Raw genomic sequence first — 24993 nt, forward strand, 5'->3', positions numbered from 1 at the left:
CTTTTGTTAAAGTTAAGTCGTTAGATCATTGGTATTCGTAGACTGTTAAGGTAATATTCCACTTTTTTATCGCTGTATGGGAATTTACCATGGTTGAACAAGAAATTGCACAAAGTGTTACGTTAGCTTTAAATGAAGATTTGAATGGTCTATCAGCTGCTGAAGGCGATATTACCGCAAATCTGATCCCAGAAAATACACAAGCAGAAGCTGTGGTTATTACACGAGATGATGCTGTTTTTTGTGGTAAAGCATGGACACAAGAAGTGTTTCGCCAATTGGGTGATACTGTCAATATTACTTGGCATGTTGAAGATGGCGATCTTGTTAAAGCAAATAGTCCTTTATTTTCACTGACTGGCCCCGCAAGAACCTTGCTAACGGGTGAGCGTACCGCATTAAACTTCATTCAAACACTGTCTGGTATTGCGACTATTACCAAACAATATACAAGTCTTATTGCATCGACTAATTGTAAGTTATTAGATACACGTAAAACGCTACCAGGCTTACGTAATGCCTCTAAATATGCAGTTGTTTGCGGTGGTGGTCATAATCATCGTATAGGCTTATATGATGCCTATTTAATTAAAGAAAATCATATTATGGCTTGTGGTGGTATTGCAGAAGCGATTGCCTTTGCAAATAAACAGCATCCAGAACGCTGGGTTGAGGTTGAAGTTGAAAATATAGCTGAACTTAAACAAGCGCTAGATGCAGGTGCACAACGTGTAATGCTCGATAACTTCACTATCCCTATGATGTTAGAAGCCGTTTCAATTAATAAAGCGAATCCAGTTCAAGCCGATCTTGAAGTGTCTGGTAATGTTGATAGCAGTACAATTCTAAGTTTTGCAGAAACTGGCGTAGATTACATTTCCGTTGGAGCCTTAACCAAACATGTACATGCAGTGGACTTATCAATGCGATTTGTACAAAAATAAAGCAATTTATAAAAACCCTCCTACACTTTTAAATGCAGTTAAAATCATTTACAAAGTGTAGGAGAAATTGTTATGCCTTTATTGCCCATAAAACAGTTAACACAACATCACTCACTTCCCTTAACATCGCTTTTATTGTTCAGCCTGACACTCTTTACCTTTTCATCACTGACACCAAGTTATGCTCAATCTCCACCGATTCAACTCGCGACTCAATTTCGAGAGGATATTAATGTTAAAGAATATTACGTTAGCGAAAAGCTAGATGGCATTCGAGGTTATTGGAATGGTAGTCAGTTACTATCCAAACAAGGTAACCCTTTTACTGCGCCAGAGTGGTTTACTGAGTTTTTTCCTCATCAACCTTTAGATGGTGAGTTATGGATTGGTAGAGAGCAGTTTGAAGCCGTATCCAGTATTGTCCGCACACAGAACAATAATAATGCTGAATGGAAAAAGATAAAGTTTATGATCTTCGATTTACCAAGCAGCCAACAACCATTTCATGAACGAGTCGCTACAATGCAAAAAATAGTCGCTCAATCAAAAAGCCCTTATTTAAAGGTCATCGAACAAAAGAAAGTGGATAACAACAAAGCATTACAGCAACTATTAGATGATATTGTAAAAATGAAAGGTGAAGGTTTGATGTTACATCATCAAGATGCTTTGTATCAGGTAAAACGTAACCGAGACCTAATGAAGCTTAAAAAGTTTGAGGATGCTGAAGCCACTGTGATCGCTCACCTTCCAGGAAAAGGTAAGTTTGAAGGTATGCTAGGATCAATATTAGTAGAAACTGAGACAGGTATTCGATTTAAAATAGGCTCGGGTTTTAGCGATCAAGAACGTCAAAATCCTCCGCCAATTGGCAGCACAATCACTTATAAATTCACCGGAAAAACAAGTAACAACATTCCTAGGTTTGCCTCCTTTATGCGGATTAGGTACCCGTATTAAAGCAAGCATTTGTTAGATTAAAAACAACAAGGGCATGTATAAGTGTTAACTTAACTTCTTAATAACGCTTATATTTGCCTTTGGAAACTCATAGTTATCTAATTCAGCTAAACTAACCCATTTTAGCTCCTGACCTTCTAAGCCTTTTGCTTCACCTGTAAAATTATTTACTAAAAAGAAGTTCAAACTTAATGCTAATTGATCATATTGAAACTTTAATGAATCAAATAATGTGTACTCAATTGCTGTTAAACCAACTTCTTCTTTTAACTCACGGATCATCGCAACTTCAAGAGATTCTTCACCTTCAACTTTACCACCAGGAAACTCCCATTTACCCGCTAAATGTTGCCCCTTCTGACGACGAGTGATCAAAAACTGTTGCTGTTCATTTTTTACGATAGCAATGCTAATGGTTTCTTTTTTTTGCATAATCAGCTCTATTCCTTGATTGTGATAAAAAGATAGATAATAAAAAAGGTGGTCTTCAATGAAGTACCACCTTTATAGATAAGCCAGAATTATAAACTAACCTAGTTTACCATGACATTGTTTGTATTTTTTGCCTGAGCCACATGGACATGGGTCATTACGTCCGACTTTTTTATCATGACGAACGAATGTATCCGAACCTTCTTCCACAGACTCTTCTTCTTTCTCTGCGCCACCATGCTGATATTGAATATTCGCTTTCGCTTCTTCAGCACGACGTTGTTCTTCAATTGCTTCAGCTTCTTCACGGCTTTGAATTTGTACTTTAGACAGAATTTTAACCACGTCCGTTTTTAAATTCTCAAGCATAGCGATGAACAGTTCAAAAGATTCGCGTTTGTATTCTTGTTTTGGATCTTTTTGTGCGTATCCACGTAAATGAATACCTTGACGAAGATGATCCATTGCAGCTAAGTGTTCTTTCCAAAGCATATCGATGGTTTGTAGCATGACTGATTTTTCAAACCCTGCAATAATGCTTTCGCCCACTTGTTCTTTTTTCTCTTGATAAGCGGCTTTAGCATGCTCAACAATATTTTCGCGAATCGTTTCTTCTTGTAGATTTGCATCATCCGCTAGCCATTGCTGAACAGGTAAATCAATAGCGAAGTCTTGTTTTAGACGGCTTTCTAAGCCAGCTAGATCCCACTGTTCTGTTAACGAATGCAGTGGTACATATTCATCAATACAACTGTTGAATACATCATCCCAAATTAATGCGATATTTTCTGAAATTTCTTCACTATCCATCACACCGTTACGTTGTTGGTAAACGACTTTACGTTGATCATTCGCTACATCATCAAAATCTAGCAATGATTTACGCATATCAAAGTTACGTCCTTCAACTTTACGCTGTGCATTTTCGATTGCGCGGCTTACCCAAGGATGTTCAATCGCTTCACCGTTTTCCATGCCTAATTTTTTCATCATATTAGACACTTTTTCAGATGCGAAGATGCGCATTAATGAATCTTCCATCGATAGGTAAAAACGACTTTCACCAGCATCACCTTGACGACCAGCACGACCACGTAGCTGGTTATCGATACGACGAGATTCATGACGCTCAGTACCAACAATATATAAGCCACCTGCTTCTAATACTGCAGCTTGATCAGCTTTCCATGCGGCTGTTTCAGCTTCAATTTGTGCTTCAGTTAATTCACCTAATTTTTCAAGACGATTTTGTAAGTTACCGCCTAACACAATATCCGTACCGCGGCCGGCCATATTGGTTGCGATAGTCACAGAGCCTAACGCACCAGCTTGCGCAATAATATCAGCTTCTTTTTCATGGAATTTAGCATTTAACACACTATGTTTAATTTTTGCTTTATCCATCAACTGAGATAATAATTCTGAACTTTCGATAGAAACGGTACCGATCAAAACGGGCTGACGACGTTCTAAACGCGCTTTAATATCTTCAATAATCGCTTCATATTTTTCAAGACTGCTTAAGTAAACTAAGTCACCGCGGTCAATACGCGTCATAGGACGGTTAGTTGGAATAACGATCGTTTCTAAACCATAAATAGATTGGAATTCAAAAGCCTCAGTATCGGCTGTACCTGTCATCCCACCTAGTTTTTCATATAAACGGAAGTAATTTTGGAAAGTAATAGAAGCAAGCGTTTGGTTTTCATTTTGAATTTGCACACCTTCTTTCGCTTCAACCGCTTGGTGTAAACCTTCAGACCAGCGACGACCAGGCATTGTACGACCAGTGTGCTCATCAACAATAACAACCTCACCTTGTGCAGTCACAATATATTCAACATCGCGTTCAAATAGTGTGTGAGCACGTAATGCAGCATTAACATGGTGCAATAAGCTGATGCTTGAAGCTGAATATAACGATTCATTTTCTTCTAATAAACCACGCTCTTGTAGAATATTCTCTACTTTTTCTTGGCCACGTTCAGTTAATAACACCTGTTTACTTTTTTCATCAACAGTGAAATCACCTTCGCCAATATATTCTTCAGTATCTTCTTTATCTTGTTTTACAAGCAATGGAATAATGCTATTTAATTTAGTGTAAAGCGTTGCATCGCCATCAGTAGGACCAGAGATGATTAATGGGGTTCTCGCTTCATCGATTAAAATAGAATCCACTTCATCGACAATAGCAAAGTGCAAGCCGCGCATAACACGCTGAGAAGCTTCAAAGGCCATATTGTCACGTAAATAATCGAAACCAAATTCGTTATTTGTTCCGTAAGTAACGTCAGCCGCATACGCTGCAAGTTTTTCATCATGTGACATACCAGACAGGTTAATACCTACTGTTAAGCCTAAAAACTCAAATAACTGAGCATTCCATTCAGCATCACGTCGCGCTAAGTAATCATTTACTGTAATAACGTGAACACCATTACCCGTCAAAGCATTAAGGTAAGCAGGTAACGTTGCTGTTAATGTTTTACCTTCACCAGTACGCATTTCTGCGATTTTATTTTCATTTAAAACCATGCCGCCAATAAGCTGAACATCAAAATGACGCATTCCGAAAACACGTTCTGATGCACTACGTACAACAGCAAAAGCTTCAACTAAAATATCATCAACCGTTTCACCATTAGCGAGACGTTCTTTGAAGTAAACGGTTTTTGCTTTTAACTCATCATCAGATAAGGCTTTTATTTCAGGCTCAATCTTATTAATTTCATCAACAATTTTGCGCAAGTTTTTTAGATAACGGTCGTTTCGACTGCCTATTATTTTTGTTATTAGCGATGTGATCATTTTGCTTTTCTCATTATAAAAAATCGGATAAAAGTGGCGATTTAACTTGGTAATCTATGTATATATCTATTTGGATCTATTTGTCGGCCATATTTAATGACCTCGTAATGAACATGTGGCCCAGTAGAGCGACCTGTACTGCCCATCACAGCAATTTCTTGCCCTTTTTCAACAACCTCTCCAACAGAGACGAGTAAGGACTTAGCATGCGCATAACGTGTTACAAAACCACTACCATGATTGACTTCAACCATTAGGCCATAACCGCTACGCTGTTCTGATGCAGTCACCACACCAGCTGCAGCTGCAATAATTGGCATGCCAGAATAACCAGCAATATCAACACCACGATGACGGCGTAAACCTCCCGTAAAAGGATCGGTACGCGTACCAAAAGGTGAGGAAATCCAAGAACCTTTACCTAGAATTGGACGACCAGAAATAAATAACTCATTAACTAGATGGTGATTGTTTAATGTAATTTCAAGTTGCTCTAGGCGATTTTGAGTATTTTGCAGCTGATTTGAGAGCTGCCCTACACTTTTGCTTAAGGAGGATAACTCACTATTCGTTGTTAAAACAGAGGGATATAGCTTACTTAAAGGAATATTTTGATTAATATCAAACTCAAATTCTTCTTTTGGCAGTTTTGATTTTTCGATAATGCGCTGGCCAAGGTTATTTAGACGATTATTTTGAGCCTCTAACTCGCCTATTTGAGCGGCTAAAGCTCGTATTTGCTGATTAGTTTGAGATTGAATAGCTTGCAAGTATTGTTCTTTTATTAAATTTCTTTCGTTAATTGAATTGATTTTATATTGAGTAAGTTGTTGATGATAATGGGATTGTAATAACCAAGCACTTGTCATTAATATTGTAACGATCAAGACACAGATAAAAATAAATGTCGATCTTGTTATAGAAAATCCACGTTTAAATTCCTTCCCTTTATAAATAACCGTTATACTCATAAAACCTAATTCACTATTGATGGCTGCTATGACAACATATAAAAAACAACCGAGACCTATCTCATTGTTGCTTAAAAAAAATCACTACCAGCAAAGTACTTCATTAATTACTAAGTTGGATATGGTACTACAAAGCTATTTGAAACAACACAATATCAATGATTGCCGTATAGGAAATATTGAAAATGGGAGCTTGATTATAGAAAGTCCCACTTCTATTTGGTTACAACGCTTACAATTCATACGAAGTGAAATATTAACTGAATTACGTCAACATCACCCTTCGCTTACTAAAATCAAAATCAAAGTAAATCCTGATCTTGCTAAAGTAAGTCCATTACAACTTAAAAAAAATACATTAGTAAAAAAACGTGCTCAAAAAATGAGTAAAGATGTAGCAGACTCATTCTTAGTGTTAGCAGAAGATGCAGATCCTAAGTTAAAAAAAGCATTACAATCTTTAGCTAAATTTTCTACCGATAAAAACTAAAAAACCACTTTGTTTTCACAAAGTGGTTTTGGCTGTCTTAATACTGTCACATTAGTAAAGCATAATGCTATTAAGCAGGTACAAATACAGGATCAATATATTGTACTGGAGATTCGCTTACTGGCTCTTCAAAGGTAACCATTTCGAATGCTTCTTGATCAGCTAGCAACGCACATAACAGTTTGTTATTTAATGCATGGCCTGTTTTAAATGCTTTTAAATGACCTAATATTGTATAACCCGAAAGGTATAAATCACCAATCGCATCTAATACTTTATGTTTTACAAATTCATCATCATAACGTAACCCTTCAGGGTTTAGTATGCGGAACTCATCAAGACCAATCGCATTGTCTAAGCTTGCACCTAACGCTAAATTATTTGATTGTAAATACTCAACACTTTTCATAAAACCAAAAGTACGTGCGCGGCTAATATCTTTTACAAATAAGTCACCAGAAAACTGCATTTCAATATGTTGGTTTTGACCTTCAAAAACGGGATGATCAAAATCAATTTTAAAATCTAAACTGAAACCGTTATCAGAAGGTTGTAATTCAGCCCACTTGCCTTCAGCTTCATCTTCTACACGAACCGTTTTCTTAATACGAATAAATTTCTTCGGTGCATCTAATTCTTCGATACCCGCAGATTGTAATAAGAAAATAAACGGACTTGCACTACCATCCATAATTGGAATCTCAGGCGCGTCGACGTCAATAATAATATTATCAATACCTAAGCCAGCAAGTGCAGCAGATAGATGTTCAACAGTCGAAATCTTTTCGCCTTGATCATTCACTAAACAAGTACAAAGCAAAGTTTCTTGTACTGCTTGAGCATGTGCTTTAAAGCTAACAACTGGGTTTAAGTCAATACGACGATAAACAATACCGGTGTTCGCGGGGGCAGGATGCAACTCAATAGTTACTTTATTTCCTGAATGCAAACCAATACCAATTGATTTAACACTTTTTTTCAATGTACGTTGTTTGATCACTAAATGCCTCCGCTACCTATTATCTGCCGAATTATAGCAGTTTTGTGAGTTATCACAAATTATTCTTAATTATCTGCTTGACGTCTTAAAAAAGCAGGAATGTCTAAATAACTCTCAGTTCCTGTTTTTTCATCAACCTCAGTAATGATATCGGCAGGCTCCGGCTCAACTTTAGCTTTTTTTTCATCTGCATCGTCATTGACAACTTCATTTTCGTCTTCAGCCGTTGTTTCTACTGCACTTTCAACCGGTTCTTTTTTTGTTTCAATCGTTGGATTTTTAACAAAATTAACATCCGATTTGCGTTCACCGATACCCGTTACAATAACAGTAACGTGTAATTCACCACTATCAAGCGTTGGGTCAACCGTAACACCAATAATGTTATGCGAATCTTCAGAGGCAAATTGTTTTAATGCATCACCAACAATGTGGTATTCGTCCCAACTGAAATCAATACCAGCAACGATATGTACTAATACACCACGAGCATCAGATAAATCGACATCTTCCAATAATGGACATGAAATAGCTTCTTCAACAGCTTCTTCAGCTCGGTTCTCACCAGAAGAAACACCAATCCCCATTACAGCAGTAGTGCCTGCTTCAGTCATTACTGTGCGTACATCTGCGAAATCGATATTGATTGTACTTTCTTCGTTATTAATGATCGAAGAGAAACCTGAAACCGCATCATAAAGCACACCATTAGCAGCACTTAATGCATCTAAGAAAGAGATGCCTCGTGGTAATGATTTTTGCAATTTATCATTTGGAATAATCAATAGTGAATCGATATTTTCAGATAAACGTGCGACACCTTGCATTGCATAGTTCATACGTTTGCGGCCTTCAAATAAAGAAGGTTTTGAAACAACACCAATAGTTAGTGCCCCCTCTTCTTTTGCAATTTCAGCCACAACAGGACAAGCACCTGTACCTGTACCACCGCCCATACCTGCAGCAATAAAGACAACATCCGCGCCAGACACTAGCTCACGAATACGCTCTTTATCTTCCAAAGCAGATTTATAACCGATTTCCGGATTTGCCCCTGCGCCTAAACCATTAGTAATGTTTGCGCCAAGTTGTAAACGGATATCAGCTTTAGATGAACGTAATGCTTGAGCATCAGTATTCATTGCTATAAATTCAGCACCAGTTAACCCTTTTTCGATCATGTAGTTGATAGCGTTACCGCCGCCACCACCAACACCAATTACTTTGATAATGGCTTGGGCTGAATGATCTTCGTCGTCGATTATTTCAAACATTTGACTTTCTTCCACTTTATTTAGTTCTTGTGACATCGTTTGTTACCACCCGATTCATGAAACTTGATAACTAATATTCTTTTTTAATCCAGTTTTTTACTTTACTGAACAGATTTGTTAAACGGTTTCCTGAGTCAAGTTCTTCTTCACCCGTAAACACGTCATTTTTATATCTTAATAAACCTACTGCTGTTGAAAACGCTGGAGAATCTACATCTCCCGCTAACCCTTGAATATTTTCAGGCTTACCGATTCTGACTTGAATATTATCAAAAACGGCTTCGGCTGCTTCAACTAATCCTTCAATTTGTGCGGCTCCCCCAGTGATAACGACACCTGCAGCTAATTGTTGCTGCAAGCCTTCACGGGCAAACTTATCATTAATTTTGTATATTTCAGTTTTCACTAAAGTCAGCAACTCGGTATAACGAGGCTCTATAACATCAATTAATACCGAACGTTGCAAACTACGCGCGGCTCTACCGCCCACACTTGGTAATTCGATACTATCTTTATTAGTGACTGAAGCTCTATCTAAAGAGCCAAATTTAACTTTTACTTCTTCAGCAGACGTTGGCGGTGCACTGAATGCAATGGCAATATCATTAGTCACCGAGTTACCAGCATAGTCTAAAACCATACTATGTTGTAATGAGCCTGCAATATAAATGGATAAATCCATTGTACCGCTTCCCATATCAATCACACAAACACCCAGCTCTTTTTCATCTTCACTCAAAATTGCGGTACTTGACGCAACACCAGAAGACGTTAGTTGGTCAATGACTAAGCCACTTCGTTCAACTGCTTTCTCTAAATTTTTCACTAAATCGTTATGACAGGTGATTAAATGTACATTTGCCTTCAACTTTACACCAGATAAACCAATTGGGTTGTTAATGCGTCCCTGAGAATCGATTGAATATTCTTGTGGGATAACATGCAACAAACGTTGATCATCACGTATTTTTATTGAACGTGCATTATGAATAACACTTTCAACGTCATAAGCACTCACTTCGTGAGCATCAATTGCCCATGTACCTGCTTCATTCATTGATTCGATATGAGAACCTGAGATAGATAGGTTAACAGACGAAACCGTACAATCAGCCATATCTTCTGCTTGACGTAAAGCAAGCAGGATCGAATCAACCACTGCATCTAAATTTGTTACGGAGCCTTTATCAACACCTTTTGAAGGGGCCGTTCCAACACCAACGATGCTTACATTGTCATTTGCTAATAATTCACCGATTAAAACAACGACCTTATGACTACCGATGTCTAAACCAACTGTGTAATTACTTTCCATTCTTTTATCACCATTTCTCTATTTAAGAGAAGAATTAATTCAACTATGAGCGTTAATACTTATTTTGCTGTGTCTTTTTTCCAGCCAATAGCTAACCCGGTATCATAACGCAGGTCTATATAATCAACTGTTTTTATTTCATATTTTTTTGCAATCCGAGGAAACGCTTTAAGAAAAAGCTGAATACGCTCTAATTTTTGTTCTTTACCAAGCTTTAACGTAATACCATTTTTTAAAACCAACTCACTTGAGTTTCGTTTATCGCTGCTTAACGAAGCAATACGATATTGGCTCGGTTTTAATAATTGATTTAATTGTACATAAGTATTGAGTACTTCTTCTGACTTTTCATCTTCCCCATACAAGGCAACATAATGGTCCTTTTCACTAGGTACTACATCTACTATTTCACCAAAGCGATTTAATAACGCTTTTTGATTCCAAGAAGCTAAAATAGTTTGTTCTACAATATGTATTTTCAAGGTATCTGGCCAATGCTTTCGAATAGAAGCCGAATACACCCAAGGTTTATCTTCTAATTTCTTTTGTATTTCGGCAATTTCAACAGTGAAAAAATTCAATCTATTTTCTTGCTCTACCAATACATCGGTAACAACTTGCTCTGTAATATGAAGACGCTCACCCGTTAATATCAATGATGTTAATGGTAGCGACTGCTCATCAGTTAACCAGTTTTTTAATTTAAAAAAGGTACTCTGTACCGCATAAATCAACACCACAAAAATAAAGAAGCTTATCCATTTACTTATTTTAACTTGCTTTAATTTGTGCAACATAAATTATAACGTTTGCTCTAAAATAGTTACTACTAACTGCTCAAAGCTTATTCCAGCTTGTTTAGCCGCCTTAGGCACTAAACTTGTCTGTGTCATACCTGGCACTGTGTTCACTTCCAATAAAAACCAATTTTTATCATTGTCTCGCATAAAGTCAACTCGTCCCCAACCACTACAACCAATTGCTTTAAATGCTTTTTCTGCTAAATCATTAAGCTCAACTAATTCCTTATCATTTAAACCACAAGGACATAGGTATTGAGTTTCTGTTGATTGATACTTAGCTTGGTAATCATAAAAAGTATTACTAGTTTTCATACTAATAGCGGGTAATGCTTTCCCACCTAACATAGAAACCGTGAATTCATCACCCGTGATCCATGATTCTAATAAAACTTTATCATCGTATTTAAAAGCTTCGTTTAAGGCATCAATAAGTTGTTCAGGAGACTCTGCTTTTGCCATTCCAATGCTTGATCCTTCGTGGACAGGTTTTACCATTACAGTGCCCGACAAGTTTTTTAATATCTCAGCCGCTGAAGATGCTTCAAAATCATCTTTAACTATAATTTGATACGGTGCAGTTGGCAGTAAACCACTTTGCCAAATTTGTTTGGTTTTTGCTTTATCCATTCCAATCGCTGAACTTGAAACATCGCTACCTGTGAATGGAATATCTAACGCGCTTAAAAAACCTTGAATTACACCATCTTCACCACCGCGACCGTGTAATACAATAAACGCTCGGTCAAAACCTTGTGCTTTGATTTGTGAGATATCATCAAATTTAGGATCGATTGCATGTGCGTTAACACCCTGCTCAACCAATGCATTTAAAACAGCTTTACCGGAATTTAAAGAGACTTCGCGCTCTGCGCTATTACCACCGAATAATACAGCTACTTTTCCAAAATCAATCGCCATTAATTTGCACTCACTTGTTTCATTTTTTCAATATCTAATTTCAACTCAGCTAAGGTTTTCACCACGGCACCAATATTACCTGCCCCCTGTGTTAAAACCATATCACCTTCTTTGATAATATTAGCTAATATTCCTGGCAATGCTTCAGGTGAAGCCACAAAAATCGGTTCATTTCCGCTCTGTTGACGAATAGTTCGACATAATGAACGACTATCTGCGCCAGCAATGGGTGTTTCACCTGCGGCATAAACATCTAATAATAATAATTGATCAACCTGTGATAACACGCGAGCAAAGTCTTCATAAAGATCGCGAGTACGCGTATAACGATGTGGTTGATAGGCCATAATTAAACGTTTTTCAGGCCACCCTTCTCGTGCAGCATTAATCGTAGCTTGTACTTCTGTTGGGTGATGACCGTAATCATCCACTAACATCGCTTTTCCACGACCAGTTTCAAACTCTCCATATTGCTCGAAACGTCGACCGATCCCTTCAAATTTTTCTAGAGCAGATAAAATAGCGCTATCTTCAATATCATCTTCCATTGCAACAGCAATAGCCGCAGCAGCATTTAAGGCATTATGCTTACCAGGTAAATTCAATTGTAATGTTAAATCAGGTCTATTCGCTCTGTGTACGATAAACTCACTGCGATTTACAGACTGTTTAAAGCTAGAAATTCTAACGTCAGCCTGTTCATGGAATCCATAAGTCACACATTGACGAGCAAAACGAGGAATTAACTCTTCCACTACTTTGTCATCTAAACAAACAACGGCTGTCCCATAAAAGGGTAAATTTTGAATAAACTGAACAAAGGTATCTTTTAGTACTTCAAAATCACCTTGGTAAGTATCCATATGGTCAGCTTCAATGTTAGTCACCACTGACACCATTGGTTGTAAATGCAAAAATGAAGCATCGCTTTCATCCGCTTCTGCAATTAAATAACGGCTTTGTCCTAATTTGGCATTGGTACCTGCACTATTTAATAAACCACCAATCACAAAAGTAGGATCTAAATCAGCCTCACCATAAATACTCGCAATTAAACTGGTTGTCGTAGTTTTACCATGCGTTCCAGAAACAGCAACTCCATGGCGATATCGCATCAGTTCCGCTAACATTTCAGCACGACGAACCACTGGGATGCGCGCTTGTTGAGCCGCTAATAATTCTGGGTTTTCTGGGTTAATTGCTGTTGAAACCACAACGACAGAAGCGCCATAAATATTTTCTTGAGCATGACCAATAAATATTTCAGCCCCAATTGAACGCAATCTTTTCACAACTGTATTTTCAGCAATATCAGAGCCAGTGATCTTATACCCTTCATAGGCTAATACTTCTGCAATACCACCCATTCCTGCGCCACCAATACCAATAAAATGTATTTGTTTCACGCGTCTCATTTCTGGGATCATGGTACGAATTTCTGCTAATTCAATTTTTGTCATGGAATTCACTTTCATAAACTTATATTAAAGAGTTGCAAATATCAGCAACTTGCTCTGTTGCATCTCTCATTGCTACATTTTTGCAGTTTTTACTCATATTAACTAATAACTGCTTATTTTGACTTAATGTAGCCAAACAATCACTTAATTTACGTGCATTTAACTCCTTTTGAGGAATTAATATTGCGGCTTCTGCATCTACTAAACTTTGCGCATTTTTTGTCTGATGATCATCAACAGCATGCGGCAGAGGGATAAATATCGCCGGTAATCCTACCACAGCAACTTCAGCGACGGTTAACGCTCCCGCTCTACAAATAATAACATCAGCCCATTGATAAGCTTCTGCCATATCGGTAATAAAATCTTTTACTTGGTAATCAATCTTAGTTTCTGCGTAACGGGTTAGAACAGCTTCTGACGCATCTTTACCTGCTTGATGTAAAACCATCAGTTGCTCTTTATCAAAATGAAGTAGCGCTTCTGGTACGACTTCATTAAGTACTTTTGCTCCTAAGCTGCCACCAATAATAAGGACTTTTAGCATAGGCTCATCTACTGACAATGATTTCTCTTTTAAGTTTAAAAGTTCTTGTCTAACAGGGTTACCAACTAATAAAGCTTTTTCACCAGAAAACGAGCCAGCAAATCCCATTAATACTTTCTTAGCAAAACGAGCTAACAAACGATTGGTTAATCCCGCAGCTGCATTCTGTTCATGTAGCACGACAGGAATGCCCATTGTCCATGCAGCAATGCCACCTGGTCCACTCGCAAATCCCCCCATCCCTAAAACAAGATCAACTTTTCTGCTTTTTAACACTTTACGAGCTTGAAAAATAGATTTAATAATTTGAAAAGGCGCTGCAATTAAACGTTTAAGACCATTACCACGAACACCAGCAACGTCAATAAAGTCAATTTCATAGCCATGTTCAGGAACTAACCTTGCTTCCATTCGCGCAGCCGTGCCTAACCAACTGACTTTCCAACCTTCGCTTTTTAATTTATTAGCAACGGCCAAACCAGGGAATACATGTCCTCCGGTTCCACCAGCCATGACTAATAAAGTTTTAGATTTATGCATTCCGTTCAACCTCGATACCTTCGACTGATATTTTTTTCTGAGTCACTTTTTTACGACGAGGTTTTTTCTTAACTTCGTTTTTATCTGCTTTTTCTGATTGTAAGTTAGTGCGTGTTTCAAAATCTATTCGTAAAATCAAACCCACAGCAGTAGCAATCGTTATTAAACTAGAACCACCATAACTAATTAAAGGCAATGTAAGTCCTTTAGTCGGTGCAATACCCGATGCGGCTCCGACATTAACAGCCGTTTGAAAAGCAAACCAAATAGCAATTCCCACCGCAACATAACCTGCAAAGATAAGGTTTTGTTGTAACGCTTTTTTACCAATTGAGAAAGCTTTATAAACTAAAACGAACTCAAGAAGGATAACAAGGCTCACACCAACAAACCCCAACTCTTCAGCAAGAATCGCCATAATAAAGTCGGTATGGGCTTCTGGTAAATATTCCAGTTTTAACACCGAGTTGCCTAATCCTTCTCCAAACCATCCACCACGGCCAAACGCCATCAAAGATTGAGTTAATTGATAACTACGTCCAAAAGGATCTGCCCACGGGTCTAGAAAACCAAATACACGCGCCATACGATAAGGCGATGTAACAATAAGAAGTATGATCACTGACAATAAAGAAAAAGCGATACCAACAAAGGAAATGAGCCTTGCATTAGCAATAAATAACATTCCCATCATGATCACAACAATTACAACCGTTGACCCTAAATCTGGTTGCAACAGCAGTAATAGTGACAGTAAAGCCAGTACTGCTAAGGGCTTCATAAAGCCTTTAATGGTATCAACAACTTCTTTCTGACGACGGATAAGGTAACTAGCAATAAATAAAACGACTGATAGCTTCGCGAATTCAGAAGGTTGAACATTAAGTGGACCAATTCGTAACCAACGAGAAGCACCGTTAACTTCAGTGCCTATCACAGTTAATACCGCAATCAAACCAAGCGTAGAGCCCAATAAAATCAATGGTGTATATTTATGCCAACGATCAATAGGAATAGACACCACTGTTGCCAGAATAAACAAACATAAAATAATATAAATAAAATGACGCTTTAAGAATCTAAAGGGATCATCTGAAAGTGCGATACCTTCTGGCATTGATGCCGAAGCAACAATGACCAAGCCAATTCCCATCAAAGTAAACACTAAAACAAGTAATGACCTATCATATACGGGCACTTGCTTATCAATCGGTGTTTTTAAGGACGCGATAACTTGAGCTAATTTATCTGAAGGTGAATGTTGCATAGGGCTAAGCATCTCTAGACAAGGTTTCAACAAGTTCAATAAAATGATCACCACGCGCCATAAAGTTTTTATACATATCTAAACTTGCGCAAGCAGGACTCAAAATAGCCAAATCACCTTCCTTTGCATGAGACGCTATATAATTAACCGCTTCCCCCATGTCCGCAACAAGAACTGATTGACTATGTTGTAATGCAATTTGTTTCGCATCTTGTCCAAAACAAACAATTTTTCCTTCTATTTCAGCTAATGCAGGTTTTAATTCAGAAAAGTCAGCCCCTTTTCCATCACCACCTAAAATAACATGAACATTACCGCTAATTGTTTCAGATAACCCAACCAACGCAGCTTGGGTTGCGCCTATGTTCGTCGCCTTGGAATCATTAATCCAACGCACACCATTAACGCTTTTAACAAACTCACAACGGTGTCTGAGCCCCGTATAAGATTGTAGTGTTTCAAGCATCGCTGACATAGGTAAATCGATATGACTTCCTAATGCAATACTTGCTAGTGCATTCATCCAGTTGTGTTTACCACTTAATTTTAAAGCAGAACAAGCTAATAAAGGCTGTTGTTGATAACTTAAATAAGTTTCGCCTAGGTGCTCAACTAAACCGTAATCTTTACTATCAAAACCAAAACTAGTTTGAGGCTGCTTTTCGCTGAAAGTAAGTGAGTCATCACGGTTGATAAGGATAGATTGACTTTGTGCGTAGATTTTATGTTTTGCTTCAGTATAAGCTTGATAGTTAACATAACGGTCTAAATGATCTTCGCTTACGTTTAAAATAGTTGAAATATCAGCGTTAAGTGATTCAGAAGTTTCAAGTTGAAAGCTTGATAATTCAAGAATATAAAGTTCAAGATCAGGATTTAATAAATCTAATGCAGGTATACCAATATTGCCGCCAACACCCACTTTAACAGCGGCGCATTTAGCCATTTCACCTAATAAACTTGTCACCGTACTTTTACCATTTGAACCAGTGATAGTAACAAGTTTAGCATGTCGATATTTAGCAGTAGTAAGTTCACGCGCGAAGAGTTCGATATCACCAACTACTTCAACACCTGCTTGTATAGCGGCATCAATAGCAGGTGTAGAAATTGCGATCCCGGGACTCACCACTAACAAATCGAATTGACATAATGCTTCTTTATTGAGAGGTCCACAGATAAGCTTAGTGCTTGGTTCAAGCTTTTCTTTACCAGGCGGCTCTAAACGAGTGTCAAAAACAGTCACAGCCATATTTTTATTACGGTAAAAATTAACGCAAGATAAACCACTTGCGCCTAGCCCAATGATTGCAATTTCTTGCGCTTTCATATTAACGAACCTTCAGGGTAACAAGTCCGATCAACACTAAAACAATAGTAATGATCCAGAAACGAACAATAACTCGAGGCTCAGGCCATCCTTTCTTCTCATAATGATGATGAATAGGTGCCATACGGAAAATACGTTGTTTACGCATTTTGTAAGAGCCAACTTGCAGTATCACAGAAACGGTTTCTAATACAAAAATCCCACCCATGATCACTAATAAAAACTCTTGTCTAACCAATACGGCAATGACACCTAAAATGGCACCTAATGCAAGAGAGCCTACATCGCCCATGAATACTTGTGCAGGGTAAGTGTTAAACCATAAAAAGCCTAAACCTGCTCCCGCGATGGTGCCACAGATAATAACTAATTCGCTCGCTTCCGGAATGTAAGGGATAAATAAATAGTGAGAATAATTAACATTACTTGTTAAATAAGCGATTAAAGCAAAAGCAGAAGCGACCATAACCGTTGGCATAATAGCCAAACCATCAAGACCATCAGTTAGGTTTACTGCATTACTGCTTCCTACTATGGTGAAATAAACCAATGGAATAAACAACAAACCTAGGTAAGGCATATAATCTTTGAAAAATGGAACCACCAACGTGAGTTGCGCATCACTACTTGCCGTTGCATATAAAACAACACCAATAAGAATTGCAGTAGCTGACTGCCAAAAATATTTCCAACGAGGAATTAGACCATCAGGGTGTTTACGAACAACTTTTAAGTAGTCATCAGCAAAACCGATTGCACCAAAAGCAAGTGTCGTAAATAACACGATCCAAACATATAAATTGTCTAATTTAGCCCAAAATAAAGTGCTTAATACAATTGAAGCAAGGATCAAAACACCCCCCATGGTAGGTGTTCCTGCTTTACTAAAATGAGATTCAGGACCATCATCACGTACTACTTGACCAATTTGTTGGCTTTGTAAATAACGTATCAATTTAGGGCCAGCCCATAAAGAAAATGCTAATGCAGTCAATACAGCTAGGACTACTCTCACAGATAAGTATGTCAACACATTAAATATACTGTAATAACTTGAAAGGTATTCAGCTAACCATACAACCATCTTTAAATCCTATTTATAAAACTGTTTAATTAACAGTCAATTGAAATGACTTACGCGCTAAATTCATATTTAATGAAAGCAACAATGTCTTCCATTTTGGCGCTGCGTGAGCCTTTAACAAGCACAACTACTTTAGATGTTTCATTGCTTAAATAGCGATTAATGGCTGATTTAAGTTTTTCTTTATCAAAAAAATGCTCTGCGTCTTTTGTTTTCGAGGCTGCATTATACTCATTTGTTGCGTGTTGACTCAAATTTCCAACGGTAAATAGTCGTTCAATGCCCTGTTTTTGTGCATATTTACCAATTGTTTTATGTTCTTGCTCGGCAAATTCACCCAATTCCCCCATATCACCTAAAATAAGCAAGTGCTGACTTTGGTGCTGAGCTAACAAATCGATACCTGCAATAACTGACGCAGAATTAGCATTATAAGTGTCATCAATCACGGTTAATTCTTGAGAAACGACTGTACTATTAACACGTCCAGCAACTTGTTGAACATCATTCAAACCTTGTTGGATACTATCTAATGAACAACCTAAAGCGAGTGCCATAGTGCTTGCTGCTAATGCATTACTGATATTATGTTTACCTGGTAGGTTTAACTGAATGCTTACCGTTTGTATTGTTCTCGATTGTTGAACATTAAGCGTGAAATTAGCTTGGCCTAATTCATTAAATTGAATATCTGTTGCAAAGATATCAGGTGAAACAGAAGCTTTATTGCTTGTTTCTTTAGAAAACGTTAAAAATTGTTGTTTGTTTTTTTGTAAATTTTGCACAAAATCATTACAAAAATCGGCATCTAAATTCACAACGGCAATGCCAGATTCGGACAAGCTAGACCAAATTTCAGCTTTAGCCGTTGCCACACCTTGCAAAGAGCCAAACCCCTCAAGATGTGCAGGCATAATATTATTGACTAAAGCCACATCAGGTTTAGCAAGTGCTGAAGTATAAGCAATTTCACCGATATGATTCGCACCTAATTCAACAACGGCGAACTCATGTTGTTGCTCTAATCTCAATAACGTTAATGGCAAGCCAATATCATTATTAAAGTTACCCGCCGTGGCTAACACCTTCTCAGCGTCACCACAATGCACAGCAAGTATTGCACTAAGTAATTCTTTACAAGTTGTTTTACCGTTACTTCCAGTGATAGCAGCACATTTTAAGTGTGTTAACTGTTGTTTGATATAACTGGATAACAAGCCTAGTGCGATTCTTGTATCTTCTACTTCAATAACAAGATTATCGTGATTAATTGATAAATCATTACCCGCTTCAACTAATAAAACCGAGGCACCTTTATCAATCGCTTGTTGAAGCATCTCATGAGCATCAAATGAAGGCCCTTTTAATGCGATGAACAAATCATTTTCTTTGATCGTTCTTGTATCAGTGCTCACGCTATTAATGACAATCGTTTTGCAACTTTCAGCACTTAGGTAACCTATTTTACATTGTCCATTTGTTGCCTTGCATAGGTCATTAACTGAAATAGAGATCATAATATTGGTTCCTGATTGTTCTTATTGTGACTGCTCACTTTATTTTCGCTTTCTATCAATTCACTCAAACATTCACGGTCGCTATAGTGTACTTTTTTATCACCAAAAATTTGATAATCTTCATGCCCTTTACCTGCGACTAAAATAATATCATTTGCTTGAGCATTTTCTAAAAGATGCAAGATAGCTTGTTTTCTATCGTGGATCACAATGGCTTGTTCTGGGTGAATTAAACCTTGTTTGATATCTTCGACAATAGCTTGCGCATTTTCACTACGCGGATTGTCATCAACAATAATCACTTGGTCTGCGCCTTGCTCTGCGGCTTTAGCCATTTCTGGTCGTTTACCTTTATCTCTATCACCACCACAACCAAATACAGCGACAATACGACCTTGTTGCTTATGAGATTGTAATGCTTTTAATGCATTTTTTAGGGCATCGGGAGTATGTGCATAATCAACAACAAAAGTCACTTGCTGCTTAGCAAAAAAGTATTGCTCCATTCGTCCAGGGACAACCGTTAATTTAGCCGCAGCATCCTGAACATCTTGGATGCTATATCCATCCGCCAATAATGCACAGCAAACAGCTGCAATATTTGAAACATTAAACGCCCCATAAAATGGCGCATTAATAACACCAACTCCCCAACTTGAAATAAATTGAAAAGCAATCCCTTGAGTTAAATATTGCACTTCGGTTATTTTAAAATACTGCTTAGATGATTTTTCATCTGCACTAAAGCCATAGGCAATAGCATCAAGATGTCTTGTTAACCAATCTTTTCCAGTATCATCATCTGCATTAATAATTTTGTGCTTTAATGGGAATTCTTTAAATAATTTCTCTTTAGCATCTGCATAAGCTTGCATGGTGCCATGGTAATCAAGGTGGTCACGAGTCAGGTTAGTAAAAATAGCGGTATGAAATGGAACAGCAGAAACTCTGCCTTGTAATAAACCATGTGATGACACTTCCATGATCGTATGTTGAGCGCCTTGCTCTTGATAATTTTGTAATTCTCTACAAACAGAAATGGCATCTAAAGTTGTATTTAAACTTGCTTGCAATTGTCCATATAAGCCATTACCAATTGTGCCCATCTGTGCACATTGATTGCCTAATAATTCATAACTATTCGCTAACAAACTTGCGATGGTTGTTTTACCATTAGTCCCAGTAACTGCTGTAATTTGATGTGTTTGAGATTGCGGGAAATAAAAGCGTATTGATATTGCACTAAGATATTTGCCTAATTGAAATATTTGTATAACAGGAATGTTTTGTTCAATGCGAACGGCACCATTAGCAGTAATGTCATCAGTTTCAGACAATACAGCGGCAGCACCTGCTTGAATGGCTTTTGCTATATAAATACGGCCATCAGTAACCGCACCTTGTAATGCAACAAAAAGGTCACCGTCCTTTACAGCTCGGCTATCTAATGTCATTCCTGAGATTGCTTTCGTTGATGGAATAGTTAGCCATGGAGCCAGTAACCAATCGACTGTACAGTGTTTTCCGTCCTGCTGCACAGTCTCGTTTACCATTACTTAGCCTCCAAATAGGTATAGCTTTGATCCCCGCCATCAGGCAATACATGTGACAATAATAAGGTACTTTTCATGACAGCAGAAAAAACAGGTGCGGCAACGTCTCCCGCATAATATCGATCACCTTGAGGCTCATTGATCATCACAGCAATCGCAAATCGAGGACGCGTTGCAGGCGCTAAACCAGCAAACACTGCAACATAATCGTCACCATACCCACCCGCTTCGGCTTTTCTTGATGTCCCTGTTTTACCTGCAATACGATATCCATCCACTTTCGCTTTTGGAGCCGTACCACCTTTTTCACTAACACCTTCCATCATTTCAACAACTTCAAGAGCAATATGTTTAGGAACGACCTGCTCACCCACAATAGGCGCATTACTTTTTACGATAGAAAGCGGATATTCCATACCACCACTGCCTAAAATGGCATAAGCTTTTGCAAGTTGTAAAGTAGTAGAGGTGATCCCATATCCAAAGGACATAGTGGCTAATTCAAAATCAGACCAACGATGACGAATAGGTAAACGACCGATATTTTCTCCGATCAAACCAATCCCCGTATCATTACCTAACCCAAAATCTGCAAAAGTTTGTTGTAACTCTTCAGGGCCTAAGCGTAATGCTAATTTACTTACTCCCATATTGCTTGATTTCTTTAATATTTTTGCTAAATCCATTTTCCCATAATTATGGCTATCTCGAACACGTCGACCACCTAAACTCATCCAACCAGGAGACGTATCAATAACTTCATCAATATCCGTTTTGTTATGAATTAATGCGCTTGCCACCACCAATGGTTTAACGGTTGAACCCGGTTCAAAAGTATCTGTAATCGCACGATTACGTAATTTATAAGCTTGATACTGGGTTCTATCATTAGGGTTAAACGAAGGATAATTAGCCATGGCAAAGATTTCACCATTATTAATATCAATCACAACAATTGAACCAGAAGTAGCGTGATTCATTTTAATTGCACGCTTTAGTTCACTATAGGCAACGGCTTGAACACGTTGATCTATGGTTAATTGTAAATTGCCCGCTAATTTTTTCTCTTTTAATACTTCAATATTATCAATGACATTACCAAGGCGATCTTTACGGACACGTTTTGTACCCGTTTGCCCTTGTAAATAAGCATTGTAACTTTTCTCAATTCCCTCAATACCTTGCGCATCTAAATCAGTTAATCCAAGGATATTTGCATTGATTTCGCCAGTTGGATAAAAACGATGTGATTCTAATTGGCTTGCAATACCAGATAACTTCAATTGCTTAATGTACTGAACAATAGGATCATTAACTTGACGCTTCAAATAAGCAAAACGAGAATTTGGTTTTTGAATCGCTTCAGCAATGGTTTCTATTTCAATCCCTAGCACTTCAGCTAATGCAGGCCATTTTTTAGATTCGTAAAAATATTCTTTTGTATATCTTTCAAGGCCTGTTTTAGGGTTGACAACTTTACTTTTTTTCCACTCTTCGCGTGTAAAAGCAAATTCTTTTTTAACTTCTTTAGGATCGACCCAAATCGCATAAGCAGGCACACTAATAGCGAGCTCTTCGCCGTGTCTGTCTTCAATATTACCGCGATGAACCACTGATTTTGTGACACGTAAACTACGTTTATCTGCTTGGTTAGTTAAATATTCTGGCTCGATGACCTGAAGAAATGCAAGGCGAGAAATCAACGCCACAGCGATCATGCTAATGCCAACGGCCACAAAAAGATATCTACCCGAGGAATAGCTCAGGTAGACTTTTTTCTTACGAGTCTGCGAATTTACTTTAGCTTTTGAAACACTGCGTCTTTTATTCATTGAATTTCCACTAATACACTGTTTTCTTTTGTTGGCTGTGCCATTGACAGCTTTTTATCTGCAATAGAACGAATCCGACTATGTTCATCAAGGGTATGCTCTTCAATAAGCAAATTACTCCACTCTATCGTCAGGTTATCTTTCTGTTGCGATAGGAATTCCTTTTTTGTAACTAATTCACGCGTTTGATGGGTTATATAAATGTTATATAATGCACTGATTAATATAACTATTCCCAAAATCACCAAGCCAATATGACGACGTAAATCAGCCAATATCAACATTAATAAGTTATCGCGAATCTCCATCAACTAACCTCTGGTTGACGTAATTTAACTGCGACACGTAACACTGAGCTACGTGAACGCGGGTTTTTATCCACTTCTTCAGCACTCGGTTTGATTGCTTTACCCACTGATTTTAAATTTTTTCCTGCTTGCATTTGCGCATCGGTTAAAGGTAATCCAGCGGGATACTCCGGTCCTTTCTCTTGCTTACGAATAAAACGTTTTACAATACGATCTTCTAGTGAGTGGAAGCTAATCACTGATAGCTGTCCACCAATGGCTAACACATCCAATGCACCATCGAGTACTTTATGGATCTCTTCTAATTCACTATTAATATAAATTCGAATGCCTTGGAAACTGCGTGTTGCAGGATGTTTTTTCTTCTCTCGTTTAGGACATAAACGTTCAATCAGCTGTGCTAATTGCAACGTACGAGTAAATGGAGTTTCAACTCTATCAGCAACAATGGCTCTCGCGATTCGATAAGCAAACTTTTCTTCACCAAAGGTTTTTAACGCCCAACCAATATCATCAACATCAGCTTTAGCTAACCAATCTGCAGCACTAATGCCTGATGTTGGATCCATACGCATATCCAATGGGCCATCACGCATAAAACTAAAACCACGCTCAGCATCGTCTAATTGTGGTGATGAAACACCTAAGTCCAATAACACACCATCAATTTTTCCAGCTAACCCAAGTTCTTTAACGTAATCAGCTAAACCAGAGAAAGGACCGTGCACAATATCAAAACGTGGATCTTCTAACTTTAAAGCTTCAGCCGTTGCAATAGCTCTTGGATCTCGGTCGATCGCAATTAAACGACCATTAGGCCCTAGCTTTGATAAAATATGTCGAGAATGACCACCACGGCCAAATGTTCCATCGACGTAGATACCATCTGGTTTTATAGCGAGCCCTTCAACAGCTTCGTCTAATAATACGGTTATATGCTCACTCATTAGAACGAGAACTCCTTAAGAGAATCACTTAATTCCATGCCTAACGACATATCACTTTGTAGATCTTGCTGTACTTGTTGATGCCACACTTGCTCATCCCATATTTCAAATTTGTTCAACTGCCCTACTAACATTATTTTTTTATCTAATTTCGCATGTTGTCTTAATGTTGGTGCAATTAAAGTACGACCATTCTTATCTAACTCACATTCTGTGGCATGACCAAGAATTAACCGTTGGATGCGTCTCTCTTGTGGATTGGTACTTGATAAGCCTCTTAACTTCTCTTCTATCAATAACCATTCATGTAACGGATACAGCAACAAACAATTTTGAGACTGAAAATCAATAGTGCATACAAGCTGCCCCTGACAGGTATCGGAAAGCCAATCGCGGTACCGAGTCGGCACTGCAATTCTTCCTTTAGTGTCAAGATTGATGGCATTTGCACCACGTAGCATGATTATTTCATTCCGTTATTTATGAATTACATCTGCAATTTATCAAGAAAAAGATCCACAAAACGACACTTTCTCCCACTTTTAACCACTCAGTCTAATAAAATTCCTCATTATTGCAAGTAATGGATCTTTTTAAATACAGATCTGAATCACAAAATGATCTGGGTGGCGTTTAAATTCATTTGCTTATAAGTTAAATAAAGAGGTGAAATTATTCTCAAAAGGCGAC

General features: G+C 37.9%; 22 protein-coding genes. 3 read left to right on the forward strand and 19 right to left on the reverse strand.

From position 1 onward, the window contains the following. The first annotated feature begins 89 nt into the window (after positions 1-89). Both nadC and E2R67_RS08015 read left to right on the forward strand, forming a co-directional pair. Positions 90-944 carry a carboxylating nicotinate-nucleotide diphosphorylase gene (gene nadC / locus E2R67_RS08010; RefSeq protein ID WP_134290424.1) on the forward strand — a complete coding sequence of 285 codons (855 nt, stop codon included), beginning with the start codon at positions 90-92 and terminating at the stop codon, positions 942-944. 72 nt (positions 945-1016) lie between these two features. After that, positions 1017-1904: a DNA ligase gene (locus E2R67_RS08015; protein ID WP_134290425.1), complete on the forward strand. Its 888-nt coding sequence runs from the start codon at positions 1017-1019 to the stop codon at positions 1902-1904. A 45-nt stretch (positions 1905-1949) separates the two neighbouring features. Here E2R67_RS08015 and mutT read toward each other — a convergent pair whose 3' ends face one another. The 3 genes from mutT to E2R67_RS08030 form a co-directional block, all read right to left on the reverse strand. Next, positions 1950-2336, reverse strand: a complete 387-nt coding sequence (gene mutT, locus E2R67_RS08020; protein WP_134290426.1) for an 8-oxo-dGTP diphosphatase MutT — start codon at positions 2334-2336, stop codon at positions 1950-1952. 96 nt (positions 2337-2432) lie between these two features. Then, on the reverse strand, positions 2433-5147 hold the full coding sequence (secA, locus tag E2R67_RS08025) for a preprotein translocase subunit SecA (protein ID WP_134290427.1): 2715 nt from the start codon (positions 5145-5147) through the stop codon (positions 2433-2435). Between the two features lie 41 nt (positions 5148-5188). Continuing rightward, on the reverse strand, positions 5189-6118 hold the full coding sequence (locus tag E2R67_RS08030) for a M23 family metallopeptidase (RefSeq protein ID WP_134290428.1): 930 nt from the start codon (positions 6116-6118) through the stop codon (positions 5189-5191). 28 nt (positions 6119-6146) lie between these two features. Between E2R67_RS08030 and E2R67_RS08035 the strand changes: the two genes are divergently transcribed. Next, a complete protein-coding gene (locus E2R67_RS08035; RefSeq protein WP_134290429.1) occupies positions 6147-6608 on the forward strand; it encodes a DUF721 domain-containing protein in 462 nt (153 codons plus the stop codon). Positions 6609-6678: 70 nt separating this feature from the next. Here the strand turns inward: E2R67_RS08035 and lpxC are convergent, their stop codons facing one another. The 16 genes from lpxC to mraZ all read right to left on the reverse strand — a co-directional run bounded on the left by lpxC (position 6679) and on the right by mraZ (position 24764). Continuing rightward, positions 6679-7608, reverse strand: coding sequence for a UDP-3-O-acyl-N-acetylglucosamine deacetylase (gene lpxC / locus E2R67_RS08040; RefSeq protein WP_134290430.1), 930 nt, complete (start codon positions 7606-7608; stop codon positions 6679-6681). 65 nt (positions 7609-7673) lie between these two features. Then, positions 7674-8918 carry a cell division protein FtsZ gene (gene ftsZ / locus E2R67_RS08045; RefSeq protein ID WP_134290431.1) on the reverse strand — a complete coding sequence of 415 codons (1245 nt, stop codon included), beginning with the start codon at positions 8916-8918 and terminating at the stop codon, positions 7674-7676. Positions 8919-8952: 34 nt separating this feature from the next. Then, positions 8953-10197: a cell division protein FtsA gene (ftsA, locus tag E2R67_RS08050; protein WP_134290432.1), complete on the reverse strand. Its 1245-nt coding sequence runs from the start codon at positions 10195-10197 to the stop codon at positions 8953-8955. Positions 10198-10256: 59 nt separating this feature from the next. Beyond that, positions 10257-10994, reverse strand: a complete 738-nt coding sequence (locus E2R67_RS08055; protein WP_134290433.1) for a cell division protein FtsQ/DivIB — start codon at positions 10992-10994, stop codon at positions 10257-10259. Between the two features lie 3 nt (positions 10995-10997). Further along, positions 10998-11918 carry a D-alanine--D-alanine ligase gene (locus E2R67_RS08060; protein WP_134290434.1) on the reverse strand — a complete coding sequence of 307 codons (921 nt, stop codon included), beginning with the start codon at positions 11916-11918 and terminating at the stop codon, positions 10998-11000. Further along, the gene (murC, locus tag E2R67_RS08065; RefSeq protein WP_134290435.1) at positions 11918-13378 is read right to left on the reverse strand and encodes a UDP-N-acetylmuramate--L-alanine ligase; all 1461 of its coding nucleotides are present in this window, start codon (positions 13376-13378) and stop codon (positions 11918-11920) included. Before murC ends, E2R67_RS08060 begins: the two co-directional genes overlap by 1 nt. A gap of 19 nt (positions 13379-13397) precedes the next feature. Continuing rightward, positions 13398-14465: an undecaprenyldiphospho-muramoylpentapeptide beta-N-acetylglucosaminyltransferase gene (murG, locus tag E2R67_RS08070; protein ID WP_134290436.1), complete on the reverse strand. Its 1068-nt coding sequence runs from the start codon at positions 14463-14465 to the stop codon at positions 13398-13400. Continuing rightward, the gene (gene ftsW / locus E2R67_RS08075) at positions 14458-15732 is read right to left on the reverse strand and encodes a putative lipid II flippase FtsW (RefSeq protein ID WP_134290437.1); all 1275 of its coding nucleotides are present in this window, start codon (positions 15730-15732) and stop codon (positions 14458-14460) included. Before ftsW ends, murG begins: the two co-directional genes overlap by 8 nt. A gap of 4 nt (positions 15733-15736) precedes the next feature. Further along, positions 15737-17062 (reverse strand): UDP-N-acetylmuramoyl-L-alanine--D-glutamate ligase, encoded by a 1326-nt coding sequence (gene murD / locus E2R67_RS08080; RefSeq protein WP_134290438.1) that lies wholly within the window; start codon positions 17060-17062, stop codon positions 15737-15739. A gap of 1 nt (position 17063) precedes the next feature. Then, positions 17064-18146 carry a phospho-N-acetylmuramoyl-pentapeptide-transferase gene (gene mraY / locus E2R67_RS08085; RefSeq protein WP_134290439.1) on the reverse strand — a complete coding sequence of 361 codons (1083 nt, stop codon included), beginning with the start codon at positions 18144-18146 and terminating at the stop codon, positions 17064-17066. Positions 18147-18196: 50 nt separating this feature from the next. Then, positions 18197-19663, reverse strand: a complete 1467-nt coding sequence (locus E2R67_RS08090; protein WP_134290440.1) for a UDP-N-acetylmuramoyl-tripeptide--D-alanyl-D-alanine ligase — start codon at positions 19661-19663, stop codon at positions 18197-18199. Beyond that, the gene (gene murE / locus E2R67_RS08095; RefSeq protein ID WP_134290441.1) at positions 19660-21216 is read right to left on the reverse strand and encodes a UDP-N-acetylmuramoyl-L-alanyl-D-glutamate--2,6-diaminopimelate ligase; all 1557 of its coding nucleotides are present in this window, start codon (positions 21214-21216) and stop codon (positions 19660-19662) included. Before murE ends, E2R67_RS08090 begins: the two co-directional genes overlap by 4 nt. Continuing rightward, positions 21216-23048 (reverse strand): peptidoglycan D,D-transpeptidase FtsI family protein, encoded by a 1833-nt coding sequence (locus E2R67_RS08100; protein ID WP_134290442.1) that lies wholly within the window; start codon positions 23046-23048, stop codon positions 21216-21218. The genes murE and E2R67_RS08100 overlap by 1 nt, the downstream gene beginning before the upstream one ends. Then, positions 23045-23356, reverse strand: coding sequence for a cell division protein FtsL (gene ftsL, locus E2R67_RS08105; protein WP_134290443.1), 312 nt, complete (start codon positions 23354-23356; stop codon positions 23045-23047). Before ftsL ends, E2R67_RS08100 begins: the two co-directional genes overlap by 4 nt. Further along, on the reverse strand, positions 23356-24303 hold the full coding sequence (gene rsmH, locus E2R67_RS08110) for a 16S rRNA (cytosine(1402)-N(4))-methyltransferase RsmH (RefSeq protein ID WP_134290444.1): 948 nt from the start codon (positions 24301-24303) through the stop codon (positions 23356-23358). The genes ftsL and rsmH overlap by 1 nt, the downstream gene beginning before the upstream one ends. Further along, positions 24303-24764 carry a division/cell wall cluster transcriptional repressor MraZ gene (gene mraZ / locus E2R67_RS08115; protein WP_134290445.1) on the reverse strand — a complete coding sequence of 154 codons (462 nt, stop codon included), beginning with the start codon at positions 24762-24764 and terminating at the stop codon, positions 24303-24305. The genes rsmH and mraZ overlap by 1 nt, the downstream gene beginning before the upstream one ends. Positions 24765-24993: the final 229 nt, after the last annotated feature.

Source organism: Psychromonas algicola (assembly GCF_004378355.1).
GTDB lineage: Bacteria > Pseudomonadota > Gammaproteobacteria > Enterobacterales > Psychromonadaceae > Psychromonas.